The sequence below is a fragment of the Klebsiella sp. GG_Kp175 genome (assembly GCF_040062325.1).
Taxonomy (GTDB): domain Bacteria; phylum Pseudomonadota; class Gammaproteobacteria; order Enterobacterales; family Enterobacteriaceae; genus Klebsiella; species Klebsiella quasipneumoniae.
On sequence record NZ_JBEAFX010000002.1, the window covers coordinates 47,413 to 67,635 of the forward strand.

Here is a 20,223-nt window from a genome sequence, read left to right on the forward strand (position 1 = left end):
CGACCCGGCGTGCGGTCAGCCGCGCGCCCAGTCACCTGCCGAGCCGATTTTCGTCGCCATCGCCCCTCACCGGACGGGGCGAGGCGTCAGACAGCCGATAAGGATGCCGCCGCCATGCCCGTAAATTTTGACTTCAACGATCTCTATGCCTTTCGCGCCCTGATGGAGTATGGCAGCTTTCGGCTGGCCGCAGAATCCATTTGCCTGTCGCAGTCGGCCCTCAGCCGGCGCATCGAAAAGCTGGAGACCGCCTTGGGCAACCGGCTGTTCGAGCGCACCACCCGCCGCGTGACCCTTACGCTGTATGGACAGAATTTTGCCGAACGTTCAGAGCAGCTGCTGGCCCACGTCGAGACGGTGCTGGCGGATATCAGCCAGGTCAGCAAGGCGCGCACCGGGCTGGTGACGGTGGCGACGGTACCCTCTGCCGCCTACTACTTTATGCCGGACATCATCCGCAGCTTTCAGGCGCGTTATCCCCAGGTGCGTATCCGGCTGATTGACAGCAGCGTCGGGAATGTGATCGAGGCGGTCAGCAGCGGACAGGCTGACTTTGGGCTCTGCTTTGCCAAAAACCTGCCGGCCAGCATCGAATTCACCCCGCTGGCCGACGACCGCTATGTCGCCGCCTGTCGGCATGACCATCCGCTGGCAGGCAGGACGCACCTCAGCTGGCAGGCATATTTTGAACAGGATTATATTGGCCTCGATCGGGTCTCCGGCAACCGGACGCTGCTCGACCGGGAGCTGGCGCATCTGACGCCGGCGCGGCCAAGCATTTGCGAAACCCGCCACGTCACCACGATGCTGGGGATGGTGGAAGCGGGCATCGGCATTGCCGCCGTACCCGCGATGTCAATGCCCGCTGGGGAGCATTCCGTTCTCCGCGCCGTGCCGCTCACTGATCCGGTGGTCACCCGCACGGTAGGCCTGATCCGCCTCAGCGGCCGTATTCAGTCCTACGTAGCGGCAGAGCTGGAGAAGCTGATTATTGAACAGTATCCTTCTGGCTGACCGGCGCAGCGGCGGCCACGCTTCGCATACCGGTGGCGTGGATGGTCTCCTGCGCCGCCGGTGAGGCCAGATAGGTCAGCAGCGCCTTTCCTTCCTGCGGGTGGTCGGCGCTGACGGTCACCGCCCCGGCAAAGCGGGTGATGTACTGCAGGTTATCCGGCAGTTCGCCGACGAAGGTTACGCCGGGCACCGGCAGCAGTTCGCTCACCTGCTGAAAACCGATCGCATAACGTCCCTTCGCCACTTCCGAGGCCACCGGAATACGCTCCACCATCTGCGCTTTGCTCTGCATCGCCTCATCAATGCCCAGGCGGTGGAACAGCGTCGAGCTGACATAGCGTCCGCTGGCGCTGTCGGAGTACGCGACCGACGGGGCAGCCAGCAGCGCCGCCCGCAGCTGGTCTGCGCTGCGGATGGCCGGCAGCGGCGCTCCCGCTTTCACCACCACGCCGATGGGCGAGTCGGCCAGCTCCCGGCGCGAATCCGGCTGCGTTCGGCCCGCTTTCTCAAGGCTGGTCAGCGCGTCGCCGACCATAATCACCACGTCCGCGTGTTCGCCCCGCGCCAGGCGGTTAGGGATCGCCTGCGGCGTTTTCCCCATTGACGGGCCGGGGATCACCACGAGATGGTTGCCAGTTTGTTTTTCCCACGCCGGGGCCAGCTTTTCCAGCGCCGCTTTGAAGCCGCCGGAGATCATCACGGTGACCTCAGCGGACAGCGCGCTGCCGCCGGTGGCAGCCAGCAGCAGCGTGGCCAGCAGGGTTCCTGTCGTTTTACGCATCATCCTCTCCCTGATTAACGTGCCGTCTGCAGCGCGACGGCGCTGCGGCGATAGAGGTAGCAGGTGGCCAGCAGACCGCAGACGGCGGCAAAGCTCATCCAGTAGCCAGGGGAGGCTTTATCACCGGTATATTCGATCAGCGCCGTGGAGATCACCGGCGTGAAGCCGCCAAACACCGCGGTCGCCAGGCTATAGGCCAGCGAGAAGCCTGCCACGCGCACTTCGGCGGGCATAATTTCGGTCAGCGCCGGGATCATCGCCCCGTTGTACATGCCGTAGATAAACGACAGCCACAGCAGCACGCTCAGCATCATCAAAAAGCTCGGCGCGTTCGCCAGCATGGTCAGCGCAGGCCAGGCAGTAGCCAGCGCCAGCAGCGTCATGGCAATCAGCACCGGTCGGCGGCCAAAGCGGTCGGACAGCGCCCCACCCACCGGCAGCCAGAAGAAGTTGGAAATCGCCACCAGCAGCGTGACCAGCAGGCTGTCAGAGGCGCTGAGCATCAGCACTTTTTTGCCAAAGGTCGGCGCATAGACAGTGATCAGGTAGAACGCGGTGGTGGTCATCGCCACCATCATCATCCCCGCGATGACCACCTGCCAGTTCGCCAGCAGGGTGGCGAACACCTGGCGCATCGCCAGGTGATGGCGGCGGGCAGTAAACTCCTGAGTCTCCTCCAGCTTACGGCGCAGCACAAAAATGAACGGCACGATCAGGCAGCCAAAAAGGAACGGAATACGCCATCCCCAGTCGCTGATGGCGCTCTGCTCCAGTACGGCGTTGAGGGCAAAGCCCATCGCGGCCGCCACCATGATGGCGACCTGCTGGCTGCCCGACTGCCAGCTGGTGTAAAACCCTTTGCGGCCCGGGGTGGCGATCTCGGCCAGATAGACGGATACCCCGCCCAGCTCAGCGCCGGCGGAGAAGCCCTGCAGCAGACGGCCGATCAGCACCAGCAACGGCGCCCACAGGCCAATGGTCTGGTAAGAGGGGATCAGCACGATCAGGAAGGTGCCGGTGGCCATGATCGTCAGGGTCACAATCAGCCCTTTGCGCCGCCCTACCTTGTCGATATAGGCGCCAAGCACGATGGCGCCGATGGGCCGCATCAGAAAGCCGGCGCCAAAGACCGCAAAGGTCATCATCAGCGAGGCGAATTCACTGCTGGCCGGAAAAAAGGTATGTGCGATGTAGGTGGCATAAAACCCGAACAGGAAAAAGTCGAACTGTTCGAGAAAGTTACCGGACGTGACGCGCAGAATGGCGCCGAGCCGATCACGGGTACTCATCAGTGAGGTTGTCGAATGCATGCAGGTCTCCAGTTTGTTATCCACGCGTTGTCGCGCGCCTGTTGCTGAAGACTGAAACAGAACCCGGTATGAAATAAGCGTAATAAACGCATCCATTGATGCAATTTACGCATAAATAACATTTAGCTAATTAACATTACTTTTATATACAATCATTTAACACTTTCTGTACCCTCAGCATCGGTGGTGGAGATGAAAATGTGAGTTTTCCGTTTTGTGACCGAGGCCAGGGTACGCGGTTGCGCCCCCGACGGTATAAGACATGCCCGGTCCGGGACGGTTAACGCGATGCGCAGCGGCGATAGGTTAATAACCTGGATGTGGCCTCAGGGCGCCGGCGCCGCGGCGACGTTCCCCAGCGTCTGCAACAGGGAGATCAGCCAGCGGGTGGCCTCGCGTTTCCCACTGCGTTTATGGGCGTAAATCTTGACGTCAAACGGGGGAACCGGAAACGGCAGCGGGTAAATGGTCAGCCGGGCGGCGCGGGCCATCGTCTCCGCCGCCCGCCGGGGCAGCGCCATCAGCAGATCGCTCTGCTCAATAATAAAGGGGGCGCTCAGCATCGAGGGCGTTTTCACCGCCACCTGCCGCGAATAGCCCTGCCGCTCCAGCTCGCAGTCCAGCACCCCCTGCCGCTCATTCCACGGGGTTACCACCAGATGACGGGCCGCAAGATAGGCGTCCAGGGTCAGCGCCGTGCGGTCAGCCTGACTGATGACCACATATTCGTCCCGCAGCCAGTTGATCTCCTCAAGATCGGGATGGGCTGGCTCGTCAGGGGTGTTGAACCCGAGAGCCAGGTCGACCTCGCCCGCCAGCAGCTCGGTCAGCGCCGGGCTATGAGGCAGATAACGAAGCTCAAACCGCAGCCCGGGCGCCTCCCGCTGCAGGCGGTGCATCAGCGTCGGAAAGACGCAGAATGCGGTGAAATCGGTGATCGCAATCTGCATGCAGTCGGTGCTGGCGCTCGGCACAAACGCCGCCGGCGGCGTCAGCTCCTGATTGAGAAATTTCAGCGCCGAAGCGATAGAGGGCGCCAGCTGGCTGGCATAGACGCTGGGACACATCCGGTGGCCTTCGCGATAGAACAGCGGGTCGTTGAGGGCGCTGCGCAGCCGGGAGAGCGCATGGCTCAGCGCCGAGGTGCTCATCGCCAGCTCTTCCGCTGCCAGGCGCACCGAGCGGGAGCGATAGACCGCGTCAAACACCGGCAGCAGGTTGAGGTCAATCCGGCGCAGGACTGGATGCATAATATTCATCATTTGCTGATTTCATTGCACTTAATTCTTTTCACAATACCGCTTATGCTCTGGGTCAGCAATGTTGCTTTCCTTGATACCATTCAGACAGGACGACCCATGAGCATCACGATCCGCCAGGCCACCCCGGACGACGCCACCGCCATTTACGACATGATTTATGAACTCGCGGTCTACGAGAAAGCCCCCGAAGAGGTGGTGACGACGGCAGAGGAGATCAGAGAGACGCTGTTTGCCAGCAGCAGCAAAACTGAGGCGCTGATCTGCGAAGTAGCGGGCAAAGCGGTGGGCTACGCCGTGTTCTTCACCAGCTACTCCACCTGGCTTGGCCGCAATGGCATCTATATGGAAGATCTGTACGTGACCCCCGACTATCGCGGGATCGGCGCCGGAAAAGCGCTGCTGAAAACCATCGCGCAATATGCTGTACAGCGTCAGTGCGGGCGTCTGGAGTGGAGCGTGCTCGACTGGAACCAGCCGGCGATTGATTTCTATCTGAGCATTGGCGCGCAGCCGCAGGATGAGTGGGTGCGTTATCGCCTCACAGGCGATGCGCTGCGGGCCTTTGCGGAGTAAAGCGGCTCGCCAGCAGGTCGGCGCCAGGCGTCGACCTGCTGGCCGCGGATCAGGCTTCGACCGCGCTATTCTGCAGCTGCGGACCGGCCAGCGCCAGACGCGCGCCCGCTTCGGTATCGCTGTACTGCTTAAAGTTATCCATAAACAGCTGAGCCAGACTCTCCGCCTTCTCCTGCCACTTATCCGCTGAGCTCCAGCCATTACGCGGATCCAGCACCGCGCTGTCGACTCCCGGAATGCTCTGCGGGATCGCAAGATTGAACACCGGGATCGCCTCATCGCGCAGCGGGCCGGTGGTGCCGTTGAGGATCGCGCTGATGATGCTGCGGGTATCGCGCAGCGACAGGCGTTTGCCCTCGCCGTTCCAGCCGGTGTTGACCAGCCAGGCTTCCGCACCGGATTCCGCCATCTTCGCCGCCAGGACGCTGGCGTACTGGGTCGGGTGAAGCAGCAGGAACGCCGCGCCGTAGCAGGCGGAGAAGGTCGGCGTCGGCTGGGTAATGCCGCGCTCGGTGCCCGCCAGCTTCGAGGTGAAGCCCGACAGGAAATGGTACTGCATCTGCTCGGTGGTCAGACGGGAGACCGGCGGCAGGACGCCAAACGCGTCAGCGGCAAGGAAAATGACCTTCGACGGATGGCCTGCGCGGGACACCGGCTTGACGATATTGTCGATATGCGACAGCGGATAGGAGACGCGGGTATTCTCGGTTTTGCTGCCGTCGGCGTAATCCACGCTGCCGTCGGCGCGCACCACCACGTTTTCCAGCAGCGCATTGCGGCGGATGGCGCCATAAATCTCCGGCTCCGCCTGCGGGTCGAGATTAATGGTCTTGGCGTAGCAGCCGCCTTCGAAGTTAAACACCCCGTCATCGTCCCAGCCGTGCTCGTCATCGCCAATCAGCTGACGATGCGGGTCGGTGGACAGCGTGGTTTTGCCGGTACCGGAGAGGCCGAAGAACAGCGCGACGTCCCCTGCTTCGCCACGGTTGGCCGAGCAGTGCATCGACGCGATGCCTTTCTGCGGCAGCAGGTAGTTCATGACCGAGAACATCCCTTTTTTCATTTCGCCGCCGTACCAGGTGCCGCCGATGAGCTGAATACGCTCGCTCAGGTTAAAGGCGACGAAGTTCTCGGAGTTCATGCCCTGCGCCTGCCAGTTGGCATTGGTGCAGCCGGCGCCGTTGAGCACCACGAAGTCTGGCGTAAAGCTGGCCAGCTCGTCGGCGCTCGGCACGATAAACATGTTTTTGACAAAGTGGGCCTGCCACGCCACCTCGGTAACGAAGCGCACGCCAAGGCGGGTGTCCGGGCTGGCGCCGCACCAGGCGTCGATGATGTACAGTTTTTTGCCGCTCAGCTGGCCGGCGACCAGGCTTTTCAGGCTGCGCCACACGTCTGGCGATAATGGCTTATTGTCATTGCGGCCGAGGCCGGAGTCAGCCCACCATACGGTGTCGCGAGTCTGCTCGTCTCTGACGATATATTTATCGCGCGGCGAGCGGCCGGTGAAGATACCGGTATCCACTGCCACAGCACCAGAGTCGGTCATCACGCCGCGGGCCGCGCCGGTCAGCTCAGGGGAGGTTTCATGTGCAATAAGCAAATCGTAATCAGGGTTGTAAAACAATTCGCCGCTTGCATTAATCCCCAGCTCCTGCAGAGCCATTTTTACTGATTCAATTTGTTGTGACATGGAACTCCTGACAAACTATTTAAGGTAAGAGGCCTGGGTTATTCATTGCTTTCGTCTTCGTCGCCCGCTATTGAATAAGATAATTCCGGGGCAATGAAATAAAGCAATAAATAACCGTGAGTCGCGATTTCATATCGTGCTCATGTAGGGTCGCCGATACGCATTCATAAATCTCAACTTTCCAAAAAATGTTAACACCTGTCGATAATTATGTTAATTGCATAGTTTCTATGCGCTATGCTAAAATTGCATAGCCTTTATTGCGTTTTTGAGGACTGGATCGGTGTTGGCAAATCTGGAAGTTAAATGGCTGTATGATGTGATTGCTCTCGAGGAGTCACGCAGCTTTACCCTGGCGGCCAAAGCCCGCAATATCTCCCAGTCCTCGTTCAGCCGACGCATCCAGTCGCTGGAGGCTTCCCTCGGATTCAGCATCTTCGACCGCAGCGCCAACCCCCTGCAGTTGACCAACCGCGGGAAAATTTTTGTCGGCTATGCGCGAAATATGCTCGACGATATGGATTTTCAGATCAGCCGTATTAAAGGTTTAAATAACACCACGCAAAAAATAAGAATCGACGCCGCCCCTTCGCTGTCGGTGTTATTGCTGCCGGAAATTATCGCCGGTTACACCGACCGTAAAAATAAGACTTTTCATGTTGAATCGATTAACGTCAACGACGCCGTATTTAACCTGAAAGAGGGTAAAAGCGATTTTATCCTCTCCTTCTATAATGAAGAATTAATGAACTATCCGTTTATTAATCATAAAATTTTTGATTCTTACCTACACCTGGTCTCCCCCTGCGACGAACATGGCCGGCCGCTGTTTCATTTACATCGCGGCGTGCTGCCGCTGATGAAATACGCCAACGACAGCTATATGGGGCGCCAGGTGAACCAGGTGATCGACCGCACGCCGGAGATCACCTTCTCCCTCACCTTTGTCTCTTCCATGAGCGAGCTGCTCAAGCGCATGATCCTCAATGGCGACGGCGTGGGCTGGCTGCCGCAGTACTCTATTCAGCGCGAGCTGGACGAAGGCCGACTGACGATCCTCGATGAGAGCCTGTCGCTGCCGATCGGCGCCTGGCTCTACCGCTCCGGCTCGCGGCTTAACCAGGCCGCCGAACGTTTCTGGCAGCACATTAAAACCCGTAACGAAGCGCAGGATTAACTCTCTCAGCCGCTGATCCCCAGATACGCCTTACGCACCTCCGGGTCGTTGAGCAGCGCCTGGCCGCTACCGCTCAGGCGGATTTGACCGTTCACCATCACATAGGCGCGGTCCGACAGGTTGAGGGCATGGCGGGCGTTCTGCTCCACCAGAAACAGCGTCATTCCCTGGGCCGTCAGCTCGCGCAGGATCTGAAATATCTGCTTCACCACCAGCGGCGCCAGCCCCAGGCTCGGCTCATCCAGCAGCAGCAGGCGCGGCCGGCTCATCAGCGCCCTGGCGATGGCCAGCATCTGCTGCTCGCCGCCGGAGAGGGTCATCGCCCGCTGTCCCCGCCGCTCTTCCAGCCGGGGGAACAGCTGGTACATCCGGGCCTTGTCCTCGGCCTGATAGCGGTTGCCGATGGCAATGGTCCCCATCAGCAGATTCTCCTCGACGGTCATATCGGGAAAAATGCGCCGCCCTTCCGGGGCTTGGGCGATGCCGTTGCTGGCGATAAAGTGGGTCGATTTCCGGCTGATCGCCTCCCCGCGATAGAAAATCTCCCCGCCGGCAATGCGCGGCTGGCCGAAGACCGACATCAGCAGCGTTGATTTACCGGCGCCGTTGGCGCCAATCAGCGCCACCGTCTCCCCCTCGTTGACGGTGAGGGAGACCTGCTTCAGGGCGTGGATCGGCCCGTAGAAGACATCCACCTCATCAAAGGCAAGCAGTGGCTGGCTCATCGGCGGGTCTCCTCTTCCTCAGCGCCAAGATAGGCGGCAATCACGCTGGCGTTGGCCTGGATCGCCTGCGGCGCGCCGCGGGCGATGACGTCCCCGTGGTCGAGCACGATGATATGATCCGAAATCTCCATCACCATCCCCATATCATGTTCGATCAATAGCACCGTGATGCCGTGCTGCTGACGCAGAAAGCGGATAATCCGGCTCAGCGCCTGGGTTTCCACCGGGTTGAGTCCGGCCGCCGGCTCATCCAGACAGATCATCTCCGGGCGGGTGCACATGGCGCGGGCGATCTCCAGCCGCCGCTGCTGTCCGTAGGAAAGCGTTCCCGCCAGACGGTTGGCACAGTCCACCATATCCACCACCTCCAGCCAGTAAAAAGCGCGATCCAGCGCCTGACTCTCCGCCTGCCGATAGCCGCGAGTATTGAGGATCCCGGCCAGCAGATGGCGGTTAACCTGGGTATGCTGGGCCACCAGCAGGTTCTCAATCACCGACATCTCGCGGAACAGGCGAATATTCTGGAAGGTACGCGCCAGGCCGGCGCGGTTCACCAGATGGGTGCCGCCGAACATCTTGTAATAGATCCGCCGCCCCAGCTGCGCCGGGTGGAGAAAATCGTCCGGGTGAAGCTTTTGCCCCAGCACCTGAATGACATCGGTGACCTTTTCCCGCGCCCGCAGCACGATGCTCCCCCCCGTCGCCCGATAAAAGCCGGTCAGGCAGTTAAAAACCGTGGTTTTGCCCGCGCCGTTGGGGCCGATCAGGGCGGTGATCGACCCCCGCTCCACCTCCAGATTGACGTCATTCAGCGCTTTGATGCCGCCGAAATGCATCATCAGATGCTCAACGCGTAAGATGCTGTCGGTCATGGCGCGACTCCTTTTCGCCACGCTACCCCGCTGCGGCTGGTGCGCACCAGGCCGCGCGGCCGCCAGATCATCATCATCACCATCAGTACGCCAAACAGCAGCACGCGATATTCGTCAAACCCGCGCAGCAGCTCCGGGGTGACCGTCAGGACAAACGCCGCCAGCACCACCCCCAGGGTGGAGCCCATTCCTCCCAGCACCACAATCGCCAGGATCAGCGCCGACTCAAAAAAGGTGAACGACGTCGGGTTAACAAATCCCTGATAGCTGGCGAAGAACATCCCGGCGATGCCGGCGGTCGACGCGCCGAGCATAAACGCCGAGAGCTTGACCAGCACGTGGTTGAGCCCCATCGCCCGACAGGCGATCTCATCCTCGCGCAGCGCCTCCCAGGCGCGGCCGATGGGCATCCGCGTCAGGCGATGCTTCACCAGCAGCACCAGCATCACCACCAGGCACAGCACGGCGTAGAGAAAGATGAATTTCAGGTTGGGGTTGTAACTGACGTGGAAGAACTCATGGACGGGGATGCCGCCATCCTTAGCCCGGCGGGTAAATTCGAGGCCAAACAGCGTAGGGGACGGCACCGGTACGCCGTTAGGGCCGCCGGTGAAGCTCACCCAGTTGTTGAGCACCAGGCGGATAATTTCGCCAAAGCCGAGGGTGACGATAGCCAGGTAGTCGCCATGCATGCGCAACACCGGAAAGCCAAGCAATGCCCCGGCGAGGGCCGCCATCACCGCCCCCAGCGGCAGCATCGCCCAGAAGCCGAGCCCGAGGTACTGGTAGCCCAGCGCCAGGCCGTAGGCGCCGATGGCGTAAAACGCCACATAGCCCAGATCGAGCAGCCCCGCGAGGCCCACCACAATATTTAACCCCAGGCCAAGCAGAACGTAGATCAGCCCAAGGATGGCCACGGTCAGCAGATATTTTGTGGCGAGAAACGGAAAGACAATGGCCAGGCCCACCAGCATCGGCATTATCCAGCGCAGCCGCGAGCGGTAGCCCGGCGGCCGGACGTACACCCCGTCATCCGTCCCCTCAAAGCGGGCAATAAAGGCTTTTCCCCTGTGGCTCTGCAGCAGCAGGCTGAGCGCCAGCCTGCCGGCCATCACCACCGCCACCAGGATCGCCACCCGCGCGGGCGCGAGGGTAAAGCCATACCCTTTGAGCACCACGCCGACGATCGGGCCAAAGACAATTAATGCGCAAAGACCGGCCAGCACGCTGTCGATCAGCGCGCTTTTGATTTCCCGCGCAGGCTGGCGCGTCAGTTCACCCATAGAGCCCCCTCAGACCTTGGCCACCAGCGGACGACCCAGCAGCCCCTGCGGGCGAAAAATCAGGATCGCCACCAGCAGCGCAAAGGAAAAGACATCTTTGTAATCCGAATTCACCAGCCCGGCGAACTGGGCTTCGGCCACCCCAAGCAGCAGTCCGCCCAGCATCGCGCCCGGCAGCGAGCCAATCCCGCCCAACACCGCGGCGGTGAAGGCTTTGATGCCGATAATAAATCCGATGTAGAAGTCGAAGGTGCCGTAGTTCATGGTCACCAGCACCCCGGCCAGGCCGGCCATCGCCGCGCCGATGACAAACACCAGGGAGATCACCCGGTCGGTATTGATGCCAAGGATCGCCGCCATGCGCCGGTCCTGCTGGGTGGCACGGCAGATGCGCCCCAGCCGGGTGTACTGAATAATCCAGGTCAGGATCAGCATCCCCGCCAGCGCCGCGACGAGAATAAACACCTTGGTCCAGGTGATCTGCACCACCCCATCGCCCACCGTCATCCGCAGCGCGCCGCTGAGCAGCGTCGGGATCCCCTGCTGGTTCGGCCCCTGGCTCAGCTGGACATAGTTCTGCAGGATCAGCGACATCCCGATAGCCGAGATCAGCGGCGCCAGGCGCGTCGAGTTGCGCAGCGGCCGGTAGGCGATGCGCTCGATCGCCCAGCCGTACACGCCGGTGACCACGATGGTGAACACCAGGGTGGCGAAAATCAGCAGTGGAAAGGAGTGGATCCCGAAGAAAGAGAGCAGCGCCAGGCCGATGGCGCACAGGTAGGCGGAGACCATATACACCTCGCCGTGGGCGAAGTTGATCATGCCGATGATCCCATACACCATGGTGTAGCCGATGGCGATTAAGCCGTACACCGCCCCCAGCGTCAACCCATTGATCAGTTGTTGTAGAAAAAACGCCGTCATAGCCCCTCCAGCCGCCAGGCCGACGGCCGCCGGGATGGGTACCCGGTCGACCGCCGTCATGTGACGATTCGCAAGTCAAAAGGACAGAACGTCCTCAGGTCGTGGCCGATCAGAGCTGGTGATATTTGCCCTTGTCATCCCACTGATAGACCACGTAGTCGGACACCTTGAGGTCGCCTTTGCCATCCCAGGCTTTCTTGCCCATCACCGTCTCGACGTCGTGGTTCTTCAGCCAGTCGCTGGCTTTGGCGTTATCGGTGCCGACGGCGTTCCAGGCCGCGGCAATAGCCTGAATGGAGGCGTAGGCGTAGAGGGTATAGCCTTCTGGCTCAAAGCCGCTGGCGCGGAACTTCTCGATCACCGCTTTGCCTTCCGGGAGGGTGCGCGGGTCCTGACCAAAGGTCATCAGCACGCCGTTGGTGAACTGCGGCCCGCCGGCGGCCGTCACCAGCTCCTCGGTGACGATACAGTCGCCGGAGAAGAATTTAGCCTGCACTCCCTGCTCGCGCATCTGGCGCACCAGCGGGCCGGCCTCAGGGTGGCAGCCGCCAAAGTAGACCACGTCCGGCTTGAGGGCGCCGATCTTGGTCACCAGGGCGTTAAAGTCTTTTTCACCGCGGGAGAGGCCTTCGTACAACACTTCTTTGGTGCCCCGCTTCGCAAGCGCTGCGCGGGTGGCATCGGCCAGCCCCTGGCCATAGGTGTCTTTATCATGGATGACGGCAATTTTCTTCGCCTTCAGCACGTCCAGCATATAGTTGGCGGCAATCGCCCCCTGCTGATCGTCGCGACCACACATGCGGAAGAGATCCTTCATGCCGCGCTCGGTGATCTGTGGGTTGGTGGAGCCGGGGGTAATGGTCAGGATCCCGGCTTCGTCATACACCTCGGAGGCTGGCATCGTTGAGGAAGAGCAAAAGTGCCCCACCACGGCGGAGACTTTCGCTTCGTCCACCAGCCGGTTAGCCACCGCTACCGCCTGTTTCGGTTCGCACGCGTCATCCCCCTGCACCAGCACAATTTTTTCGCCTTTGATGCCGCCGGCGGCATTGATATCAGCCACCGCCTGCGAGGCCCCTTTCCAGTACTGGGCGCCGTAGGTAGCGTTGGGGCCGGTGAAGGGCCCGGCGACGCCGATCTTCACGTCAGCCTGGGCGTAAAAGGCCATGCTCATACAACCTGCTATCACAACATGAAGCGTCATTGTTTTCAGTTTCAAAGACATTCGGATATTCCTCAGCGATTTAGAGCCTGGCGTCATGGAATGACGCAGAAAATATCACTTACCGTGTGGTGCCGACGCAGGCGCAGCGCCAGGACGGCCAGGGTGGAAGAAGCAAAAATCCCGCCAGGTAGAGAGGGCGCGCCGGAGAGCGGACGCCCCGGTCGGTGCGCACGCGACGGCAACCCGTGCCGCATCCGGCAAGGGCGCATTCCCTTTCAGGTCAGGAGATTGGTTGCCATCACGTGGCGAGCCGGACAACGCGGTATCCGTACCGGCCCGTGAGCTAAACATAGATGCAGTTAGCGCTCGCTGCGCGCCAGCGTGGTGCAAAAATGCGAATATGATCAACAGTGGTGATTATTTTGTTGCGGTAATGTGAAGATGATAACAGGAGAGCCCGTTAAGGGCTCCCCTGTGGCCCGGCGGCCGCTCAGAGTTGGCTGGTGAACGTTCGGGAGATCACATCCTGCTACTGCTCGCGGGTCAGCGCGTTAAAGCGGACCGCATAGCCGGAGACCCTGATCGTCAGATTCGGATACTGCTCCGGATGTTCTATCGCATCGAGCAGCTTTTCCCGGTTCAGCACATTGACGTTGAGATGCTGTCCCCCCTCCACCGTCTCCTCGTGATGGAAGTAGCCGTCCAGCAGCCCCACCAGGTTATTTTCCTGCGCCGACGGCGCTTTGCCGAGGGCCGCCGGCACGATGGAGAAGGTGTACGAGATGCCATCTTTGGCGTAGGTAAACGGCAGTTTCGCCACCGAGGTCAGCGACGCCACCGCCCCTTTGCGATCGCGGCCATGCATCGGATTGGCACCCGGGGCGAACGGCGTCCCCGCCCGACGTCCGTCCGGCGTGTTGCCGGTTTTCTGCCCGTACACCACGTTGGAGGTGATGGTCAGGATCGACTGGGTCGGCACCGCCTGGCGCCAGGTGGGCAGCGCCTGAATTTTGCGCATAAAGCGCTCCACCAGGTCGCAGGCGATGGCATCGACGCGATCGTCGTTGTTGCCATACTGCGGATAATCCCCCTCAATGACAAAGTCCACCGCCAGCCCGTGATGATCGCGTACCGGCTTCACCCGGGCGTACTTTATTGCCGACAGCGAATCCGCCGCCACCGACAGGCCGGCGATGCCACAGGCCATCGTGCGGTAAACGTCGCGGTCGTGGAGGGCCATCAGCGCCGCCTCGTAGCTGTATTTATCATGCATGCAGTGGATGATGTTCAGCGCGCTGATGTACTGCACCGCCAGCCAGTCCATAAAGTGGTCGAGGCTGGCCATCACGGTGTCGTAGTCCAGCACCTCATCGCGCAGCGGCGCGGTTTTCGGCCCCACCTGGATCTTCAGTTTCTCATCCATCCCGCCGTTAATTGCGTAGAGCAACGTTTTGGCCAAATTGGCGCGGGCGCCGAAGAACTGCATCTGCTTGCCGATGACCATCGGGCTGACGCAGCAGGCGATGGCGTAGTCGTCGCTGTGGAAATCGCTGCGCATCAGATCGTCGTTCTCATACTGCAGCGACGAGGTGGCGATAGAGACCCGGGCGGCGTATTTTTTAAACGCCACCGGCAGCGCCTGCGACCAGAGCACGGTCAGGTTGGGCTCCGGCGCCGGGCCCATGGTGTGCAGGGTATGCAGATAGCGGAAGGTGGTTTTGCTGACCAGGGTGCGACCATCCAGCCCCATGCCGCCCAGCACTTCCGTCGCCCAGATGGGATCCCCGGAGAACAGCGAATCAAATTCCGGGGTGCGCAGGAAACGCACCATGCGGATCTTCATGATGAAGTGGTCAATCAGCTCCTGGGCCTGCTCCTCATTCAGTAAGCCGGCGCGCAGATCGCGTTCAATATAGATGTCGAGGAAGGTGGCCGTGCGCCCCAGCGACATGGCGCCGCCGTTCTGCGACTTCACTGCCGCCAGGTAGGCGAAGTAGAGCCACTGTACCGCCTCACGGGCAGTGCGCGCCGGGTGGGAAATATCGCAGCCGTAGCGGGCCGCCATCTCCTCCATCTGCAGCAGCGCGCGCCGCTGTTCGGCCAGCTCTTCGCGCAGGCGCAGGGTGGCCTCCAGCGCCTCGCCGCGCTCCAGGGCTGGCTGCAGGTCGGCAAACTGCAGCTCACGTTCGCGGACCAGAAAGCGAATGCCGTACAGCGCCACGCGGCGGTAATCGCCGATGATCCGTCCGCGACCGTAGCCGTCCGGCAGCCCGGTCAGCACCCCGGATTTACGGCAGCGCAGCATATCCGGGGAATAGACGTCAAAAACGCCCTGATTGTGGGTCTTGCGCAGCGCCGTAAACTGATACTCAAAGTCAGGATCCATTTCGCGACCATAGGCCTCGAAGGCGCTTTTGATCATATTGATGCCGCCAAAGGGATGCAGAGCGCGCTTCAGCGGCTGGTCCGTTTGCAGGCCGACGATCTTTTCCAGCGGCTGGTTGATATAGCCCGCCGCGTGGGCGGTGATGGAGGTAGCGACATTGGTGTCGAAATCCACCGGCGCATGGGTGGCGTTCTCGACGCGGATCCCGGCCATCACTTGCTCCCAGAGGGCGGTGGTGGCCGGCGTCGCGTCGGCGAGGAAAGACTCATCGCCCTCGTAAGGGGTGTAGTTATGCTGAATAAAGTCGCGAACGTTAATCTGCGTTTGCCACGCCGTACCGCGAAAGCCCTGCCAGGCGTCGGCGTATTGTGCGTCGTGGGTGTCGATATCTACTTTCATGAACATCGTCTCTCTACAGAATAAAAAAATCAGGCCAGCGCCGCCGCGGTGTGGATCCGGCCTAAGCGGATCGCATCGAGGGCAATCATGCGCTCTTCATTGGTGGGGATAACCGCACAGCGCACCCGGCTGCCGTCGGCGGAGATCAGACGCTCACCGTCCGAATTGGGCTGCTGGTTGCGGGCGGCGTCCATCTCAAGGCCAAAGACCGCCAGCCGCTCGCTTACCAGCCGGCGGATTAGCACCGAGTTTTCGCCAATCCCGCCGGTAAAAATAATGCCGTCGAGACGCTGCAGCGCGGCGGCGTGGCCGGCGATATGGCGGGCGATGCGATGGACGAAGGTTTTGATCGCCAGGCGGGCGCGGGCATGGCCCTCATGCCAGGCCTGCTCCAGCACCCGCAGGTCGGAGGAAAGGCCGGAGATCCCCAGCAGGCCGGAGGCGGTGTTGGCCACCCGCTCCAGGTCACTGAGGGTCTGCCGGGTTTCCGCGGCAATCCACGCCATGGCGCCGAAGTCGACATCGCCGCTGCGGGTGCCCATCATCAGCCCCTCCAGCGGCGTCATCCCCATCGAGGTGTCTACGCTGCGGCCGTTGCGCACTGCGCAGACCGAGGCGCCATTGCCCAGGTGGGCGATCACCAGACCACTCTCCTGCTCCGGCAACCCGAGCAGCGCCAGGGCGCGCCGGGAGACATAGCGGTGCGAGGTGCCGTGGAAGCCATAGCGGCGCACCCCGAGGTTCTGGTAATACTCCCACGGCAGACCATAGAGAAAGGCTTCCGGGGCCAGGGTCTGGTGAAAGCTGGTATCAAAGACCGCCACCTGCATCACCTCCGGGAACAGCCGCTGCGCCGAGGCGATGCCGCTGAGGCTGGCGTAGTTATGCAGGGGGGCCAGGGACGACACCTGGCGAATATTGTCGATAACCTCCTCGCTGATAATGACCGACTCGGTGAAGAGGTCGCCGCCGTGGGCGACGCGGTGGCCAATCAGGGCCACGCTGCCGATGAGGTCGCGTTGGGCTAATGCCCCGGCAATCGCCTGCAGGGCGCCTTCGTAGCCGCGCGGCGCCAGCGCCACCGGTTTGCCGCCGTTAAGCGAGAGAGACGCCTGGTCTGCGTTGATGCCCTCGGCCACGCCGTTGAGCAGGCAGTCGCAGCTGGCGGCGTCCAGCACGGAAAATTTGATCGACGACGAGCCGCAGTTGATCACCAGAACTACCGGAAATTCAGTCATGTTGTACTCCGCGTGGCCTGAGCCGGATTAGAACAGTTTGTAAACGATGTTGAGGATGGTCAGCAGACCAATAGCGGTCACAAAGAGGTTGTCGAGACGGCCACGGTATTTGGCCAGCGAAGGCGCTTTACGAATGGCGTACATCGGCAGCAGACACAGCAGCGAGGCGATAATCGGCGCGCCCATGGCCTCAATCAGGTCGAGGATATTGGGGTTGGCATACGCCACCACCCAGGTCGAGCCCATGATGAACACCATGCTCAGGGTATTGAGCTTGCCGCTGGAGACGCGGGTTTTATCCCCTTTATAGCCGAAGCGCAGGATCAGCCCGTTCAGCCCCTCGAGGGTGCCGAGATAGTGGCCGAAGAACGATTTGAAGATGGCCACCAGGGCGATAATCGACGCGCCATATTCCAGCAGGGTGGCAAAGGTGGATTTAGTGCCCGACATCGAGGCAAAGTGATTCGCCAGATAGGAGAGCACCGGGATATTCTGCGCCTTGGCGTCCGCCATGTTCTGCGGCGAGAGGGTAAACAGGCAGCTGAAGGCGAAGAACATCACCACCGCCACCATCAGCATGCTGGCCCGGGAGATAATCTGCGAACATTTTTGTTCGGTGTACTCCCGGCCAAACTGCGCTTCATACTCTTCGCGTTTGGAGACCACAAACGAGGAGACGATCGGCGAGAAGTTGAAGGAGAACACCATAATGGAGATGCCCAGCCATACTGTCACCAGAATGCCGTCATGACCGGTTAAGGCGATATCGCTGAGGTTCACCTGGTCAATCACCGCGCTATTCCAGTAAGGGATCAGAGACAGGGAGATCACCACCAGGCTGGCGATAAACGGCCACACCAGATAGCTCATCACCTTGACCATCAGGTCTTTACCAAACCAGATGACAAACGCCATCAGCAGCAGCAGGAGCAGCGCCACCACCCCGCGGTTGAGGGCCGGCATCTGTAGCTGGTTCTCCCAGAAGGTCATGAAGGTATTGGTGATCGTGACGCCATAAATCCACAGCAGCGGGCAGATGGCGAAGAAGTACAGAAAGGTGATCACCACCCCGCCGGTTTTGCCAAAATGCTCTTCCACCGTTTCGGTGATATTGCCGGAGGGGTTAGCCCCCGACAGGCACAGCCGCGCCAGCGCCCGATGGCAATAGAAGGCGATGGGATAGGCCAGCACCAGCATCACCAGGATCGGGATCAGCCCGCCGAAGCCGGCGCGGATGGGGAAAAACAGTACCCCGGCGCCGATAGCGGTGCCAAACAGGCCCAGGGTCCAGGTGGTGTCAGATTTACGCCAGGACGAAAGGCTTGTCTGGCTGGATGCAATGCTCTCAGTCGTACTCATATCCTGTCCTCACTTCTGTATTGAATTAAGCGTCAACAAAACCCGTAATTTGCGAGACCCGCGAGAGATCGATATTGCCGCCGGAAATCAGGCTGACCGTTTTGCGGTTCTGGATATAGCTGTCTAATTTGCCGCTTAATAACGCGGCGCAGGCCAAGGCCCCGGCCCCTTCGGTGATCACTTTATTGCGCTGAATTAAGGCGACCATGCTCTGGCGAATGTCGTCCTCACTGACGAGGACGATGTCATCCACCAGCTGGCGGGCGATTTCATAGGTCAGTTTCCCCGGGCGGGCGACATCGCAGCCATCGGCTAAAGTGCCGGCGTGGCGATGGCTGGTGATCTCTCCGGCGTACCAGGAGGCGGCCATACCGTGAACATTCTCCGACTGCACGCCGATAATACGGATCGTCGGGTTAATGGATTTAATCGCAATCGCGATGCCGGCAATTAAGCCACCGCCGCCAATCGGCACGATGACATTATCCACGTCATACAGATCTTCTAATATTTCGAGACCGATGGTGCCCTGCCCGGCAATAACCTGCGGGTCGTCATAGGGGGGAATAAAAATACGGCCTTCAAGTTCAACAATATCGCTGGCTTTGGCGAGGGTATCGTTAAAATTATCGCCATGCAGCACCACCTCCGCCGAATAATCGCAGGTGGCGGCGACTTTCGATTTCGGCGCCCCTTTCGGCATCACCACTTTCCCGTCAATGCCGAGCATGGCGCAGGAGAGCGAGACGCCCTGGGCGTGGTTGCCCGCTGAGCAGGCCACCACCCCTTTGCGTTTTTCCGCCGCGGTTAACCCGCTGAGCTTATTAAAGGCGCCGCGAATTTTAAATGAGCCCGTGCGCTGCATATTTTCGAATTTAAGAAATATTTCCCCCTTGCAGCGTTCGCTAAAATAATTCGAGCGCGGCATACCCGTTTTATATATCTTTCCTGCCAGGCGTTGTTTCGCTTCGAGAATATCGTTAATCGATACCGGAAGATCGTAGGTAATATGCATGATGGCCTCTGTTTCTTAAGATAAAGTCAATAACCGGGCGTCATCCTGCTGATAACAGCGAGGATGGGTGTTGGGTTATTTAATAACTATCAGTCAGGCAATTTCTATTGGCTGCCAGTGGCGGTTGTCCTGCCCCGATGAATACTGTTTCGCCATCTCCACCAGCGACGCCGCCGCGGTTTTCAGCCGGTAATTTTTCGACCACACCGCCGCATAGCGCGCCACCGGCAAGGCCTCTTTAATGGGGATGGTGACAAACTGGCTCGAGCCGAACGGCGTGGTCATGTCGCAGGGAATGACCGTCAGAAAATCGGCATTGAGCACCAGGTTATAGATCGTCACCACCGAATCGGTATTGACGATATTTTCGCGGCGGATGCCGCTGCGCTGCAGGGTGGTCAGCAGTTCGCTGTAGTAACCCATATTGGTCTCCGGCAGCACCCACTGCTCGTGCTGGAGCGAGGCCAGGCGGACGGTGCCGTTGCCGATCCGCGCCCGGTTCGCCACCAACACAAACTCAGACTCAAACAGCGGCTCGACGTGCAGGTCCTGCAGCTTCATCTCATCGCTCAGCGTCCCGATGGCGAAGTCGAGGCGGCCGTCGCGGATTGCCGGTAAAAAGGCGGAGAGCTGCGCCTCATACATTGAGACCCGCGCCTTGGGGAAGGTCATTTTGAACTGATGCACCATCTCCGACATAAAGGTAAACCCCACCAGCGAGGGGAAACCAAAGGAGACATCCACTACCGTGCTGTTGGTCAGGGCATTCATTTCATTGACCATATTTTTCATTTCACGGGTGATTGTCTCTGACCAGTTAAGAAATACCTGCCCGGCCTCGGTGAGCGAGACGCCGGTATTTCGCCGAACGATTAACTCGCTGCCAAAATAGCTTTCCATGTCGCCAATGATTTTACTGACCGCCGGCTGAGTGAGTCCTAACGCTTTTGCTCCAGCCCCGATTGACCCGCTGCGGATCACTTCCTGGAAAACCACCAGATGCTGAGTTTTAGGCAGAGAAAAAGTATTCATCACGTCTCGCTTTCA

18 protein-coding genes are annotated in these 20,223 nt (G+C 60.3%); 4 read left to right on the forward strand and 14 right to left on the reverse strand.

The annotated features are described in order from the left end of the window. The first annotated feature begins 114 nt into the window (after positions 1 to 114). Entirely contained in the window at positions 115 to 1,014 is a 900-nt protein-coding gene (locus ABLU73_RS03415) for a LysR family transcriptional regulator (RefSeq protein ID WP_017899856.1), read from the forward strand. On the opposite strand, the gene ABLU73_RS03420 is transcribed toward ABLU73_RS03415, so the two are convergent. From ABLU73_RS03420 to ABLU73_RS03430, 3 genes are all read right to left on the reverse strand, one after another. Next, a complete protein-coding gene (locus tag ABLU73_RS03420; RefSeq protein WP_025999205.1) occupies positions 989 to 1,798 on the reverse strand; it encodes a substrate-binding domain-containing protein in 810 nt (269 codons plus the stop codon). The two genes, ABLU73_RS03415 and ABLU73_RS03420, sit on opposite strands and share 26 nt — an antisense overlap. An 11-nt stretch (positions 1,799 to 1,809) precedes the next feature. Then, entirely contained in the window at positions 1,810 to 3,105 is a 1,296-nt protein-coding gene (locus ABLU73_RS03425; protein WP_004203248.1) for an MFS transporter, read from the reverse strand. A 326-nt stretch (positions 3,106 to 3,431) separates the two neighbouring features. After that, positions 3,432 to 4,364 carry a LysR family transcriptional regulator gene (locus tag ABLU73_RS03430; protein ID WP_264924629.1) on the reverse strand — a complete coding sequence of 311 codons (933 nt, stop codon included), beginning with the start codon at positions 4,362 to 4,364 and terminating at the stop codon, positions 3,432 to 3,434. A gap of 99 nt (positions 4,365 to 4,463) precedes the next feature. Between ABLU73_RS03430 and ABLU73_RS03435 the strand changes: the two genes are divergently transcribed. Further along, complete coding sequence (locus ABLU73_RS03435; protein ID WP_004203250.1) at positions 4,464 to 4,940, forward strand: GNAT family N-acetyltransferase; 477 nt, start codon at positions 4,464 to 4,466, stop codon at positions 4,938 to 4,940. A gap of 49 nt (positions 4,941 to 4,989) precedes the next feature. Here ABLU73_RS03435 and pckA read toward each other — a convergent pair whose 3' ends face one another. After that, positions 4,990 to 6,633 (reverse strand): phosphoenolpyruvate carboxykinase (ATP), encoded by a 1,644-nt coding sequence (gene pckA / locus ABLU73_RS03440; protein ID WP_053810212.1) that lies wholly within the window; start codon positions 6,631 to 6,633, stop codon positions 4,990 to 4,992. Positions 6,634 to 6,916: 283 nt separating this feature from the next. Here pckA and ABLU73_RS03445 point away from each other — a divergent pair, with 283 nt between their 5' ends. Beyond that, the gene (locus tag ABLU73_RS03445; protein ID WP_004203253.1) at positions 6,917 to 7,810 is read left to right on the forward strand and encodes a LysR substrate-binding domain-containing protein; all 894 of its coding nucleotides are present in this window, start codon (positions 6,917 to 6,919) and stop codon (positions 7,808 to 7,810) included. Positions 7,811 to 7,815: 5 nt separating this feature from the next. Here ABLU73_RS03445 and ABLU73_RS03450 read toward each other — a convergent pair whose 3' ends face one another. The 5 genes from ABLU73_RS03450 to ABLU73_RS03470 all read right to left on the reverse strand — a co-directional run bounded on the left by ABLU73_RS03450 (position 7,816) and on the right by ABLU73_RS03470 (position 12,782). Beyond that, positions 7,816 to 8,535, reverse strand: coding sequence for an ABC transporter ATP-binding protein (locus ABLU73_RS03450; protein ID WP_032456283.1), 720 nt, complete (start codon positions 8,533 to 8,535; stop codon positions 7,816 to 7,818). Next, positions 8,532 to 9,407 carry an ATP-binding cassette domain-containing protein gene (locus tag ABLU73_RS03455; RefSeq protein WP_004203255.1) on the reverse strand — a complete coding sequence of 292 codons (876 nt, stop codon included), beginning with the start codon at positions 9,405 to 9,407 and terminating at the stop codon, positions 8,532 to 8,534. The genes ABLU73_RS03450 and ABLU73_RS03455 overlap by 4 nt, the downstream gene beginning before the upstream one ends. After that, positions 9,404 to 10,690 (reverse strand): high-affinity branched-chain amino acid ABC transporter permease LivM, encoded by a 1,287-nt coding sequence (livM, locus tag ABLU73_RS03460; protein ID WP_264924605.1) that lies wholly within the window; start codon positions 10,688 to 10,690, stop codon positions 9,404 to 9,406. The genes ABLU73_RS03455 and livM overlap by 4 nt, the downstream gene beginning before the upstream one ends. Before the next feature lie 9 nt (positions 10,691 to 10,699). Further along, positions 10,700 to 11,614 carry a branched-chain amino acid ABC transporter permease gene (locus tag ABLU73_RS03465; protein WP_017899862.1) on the reverse strand — a complete coding sequence of 305 codons (915 nt, stop codon included), beginning with the start codon at positions 11,612 to 11,614 and terminating at the stop codon, positions 10,700 to 10,702. 109 nt (positions 11,615 to 11,723) lie between these two features. Then, entirely contained in the window at positions 11,724 to 12,782 is a 1,059-nt protein-coding gene (locus ABLU73_RS03470) for a branched-chain amino acid ABC transporter substrate-binding protein (RefSeq protein ID WP_025999207.1), read from the reverse strand. A gap of 289 nt (positions 12,783 to 13,071) precedes the next feature. Between ABLU73_RS03470 and ABLU73_RS03475 the strand changes: the two genes are divergently transcribed. After that, on the forward strand, positions 13,072 to 13,218 hold the full coding sequence (locus tag ABLU73_RS03475; RefSeq protein ID WP_032425919.1) for a hypothetical protein: 147 nt from the start codon (positions 13,072 to 13,074) through the stop codon (positions 13,216 to 13,218). Positions 13,219 to 13,308: 90 nt separating this feature from the next. On the opposite strand, the gene pflB is transcribed toward ABLU73_RS03475, so the two are convergent. The 5 genes from pflB to tdcA form a co-directional block, all read right to left on the reverse strand. Further along, positions 13,309 to 15,564: a formate C-acetyltransferase gene (gene pflB / locus ABLU73_RS03480; RefSeq protein WP_348850086.1), complete on the reverse strand. Its 2,256-nt coding sequence runs from the start codon at positions 15,562 to 15,564 to the stop codon at positions 13,309 to 13,311. A 29-nt stretch (positions 15,565 to 15,593) separates the two neighbouring features. After that, positions 15,594 to 16,802, reverse strand: coding sequence for a propionate kinase (gene tdcD / locus ABLU73_RS03485; RefSeq protein ID WP_017899865.1), 1,209 nt, complete (start codon positions 16,800 to 16,802; stop codon positions 15,594 to 15,596). Positions 16,803 to 16,829: 27 nt separating this feature from the next. Continuing rightward, entirely contained in the window at positions 16,830 to 18,161 is a 1,332-nt protein-coding gene (gene tdcC / locus ABLU73_RS03490; protein ID WP_004203264.1) for a threonine/serine transporter TdcC, read from the reverse strand. Positions 18,162 to 18,186: 25 nt separating this feature from the next. Beyond that, the gene (gene tdcB / locus ABLU73_RS03495; RefSeq protein WP_004203265.1) at positions 18,187 to 19,176 is read right to left on the reverse strand and encodes a bifunctional threonine ammonia-lyase/L-serine ammonia-lyase TdcB; all 990 of its coding nucleotides are present in this window, start codon (positions 19,174 to 19,176) and stop codon (positions 18,187 to 18,189) included. 93 nt (positions 19,177 to 19,269) lie between these two features. Next, positions 19,270 to 20,208 carry a transcriptional regulator TdcA gene (gene tdcA, locus ABLU73_RS03500; protein ID WP_264924602.1) on the reverse strand — a complete coding sequence of 313 codons (939 nt, stop codon included), beginning with the start codon at positions 20,206 to 20,208 and terminating at the stop codon, positions 19,270 to 19,272. Between the last annotated feature and the right edge of the window lie 15 nt (positions 20,209 to 20,223).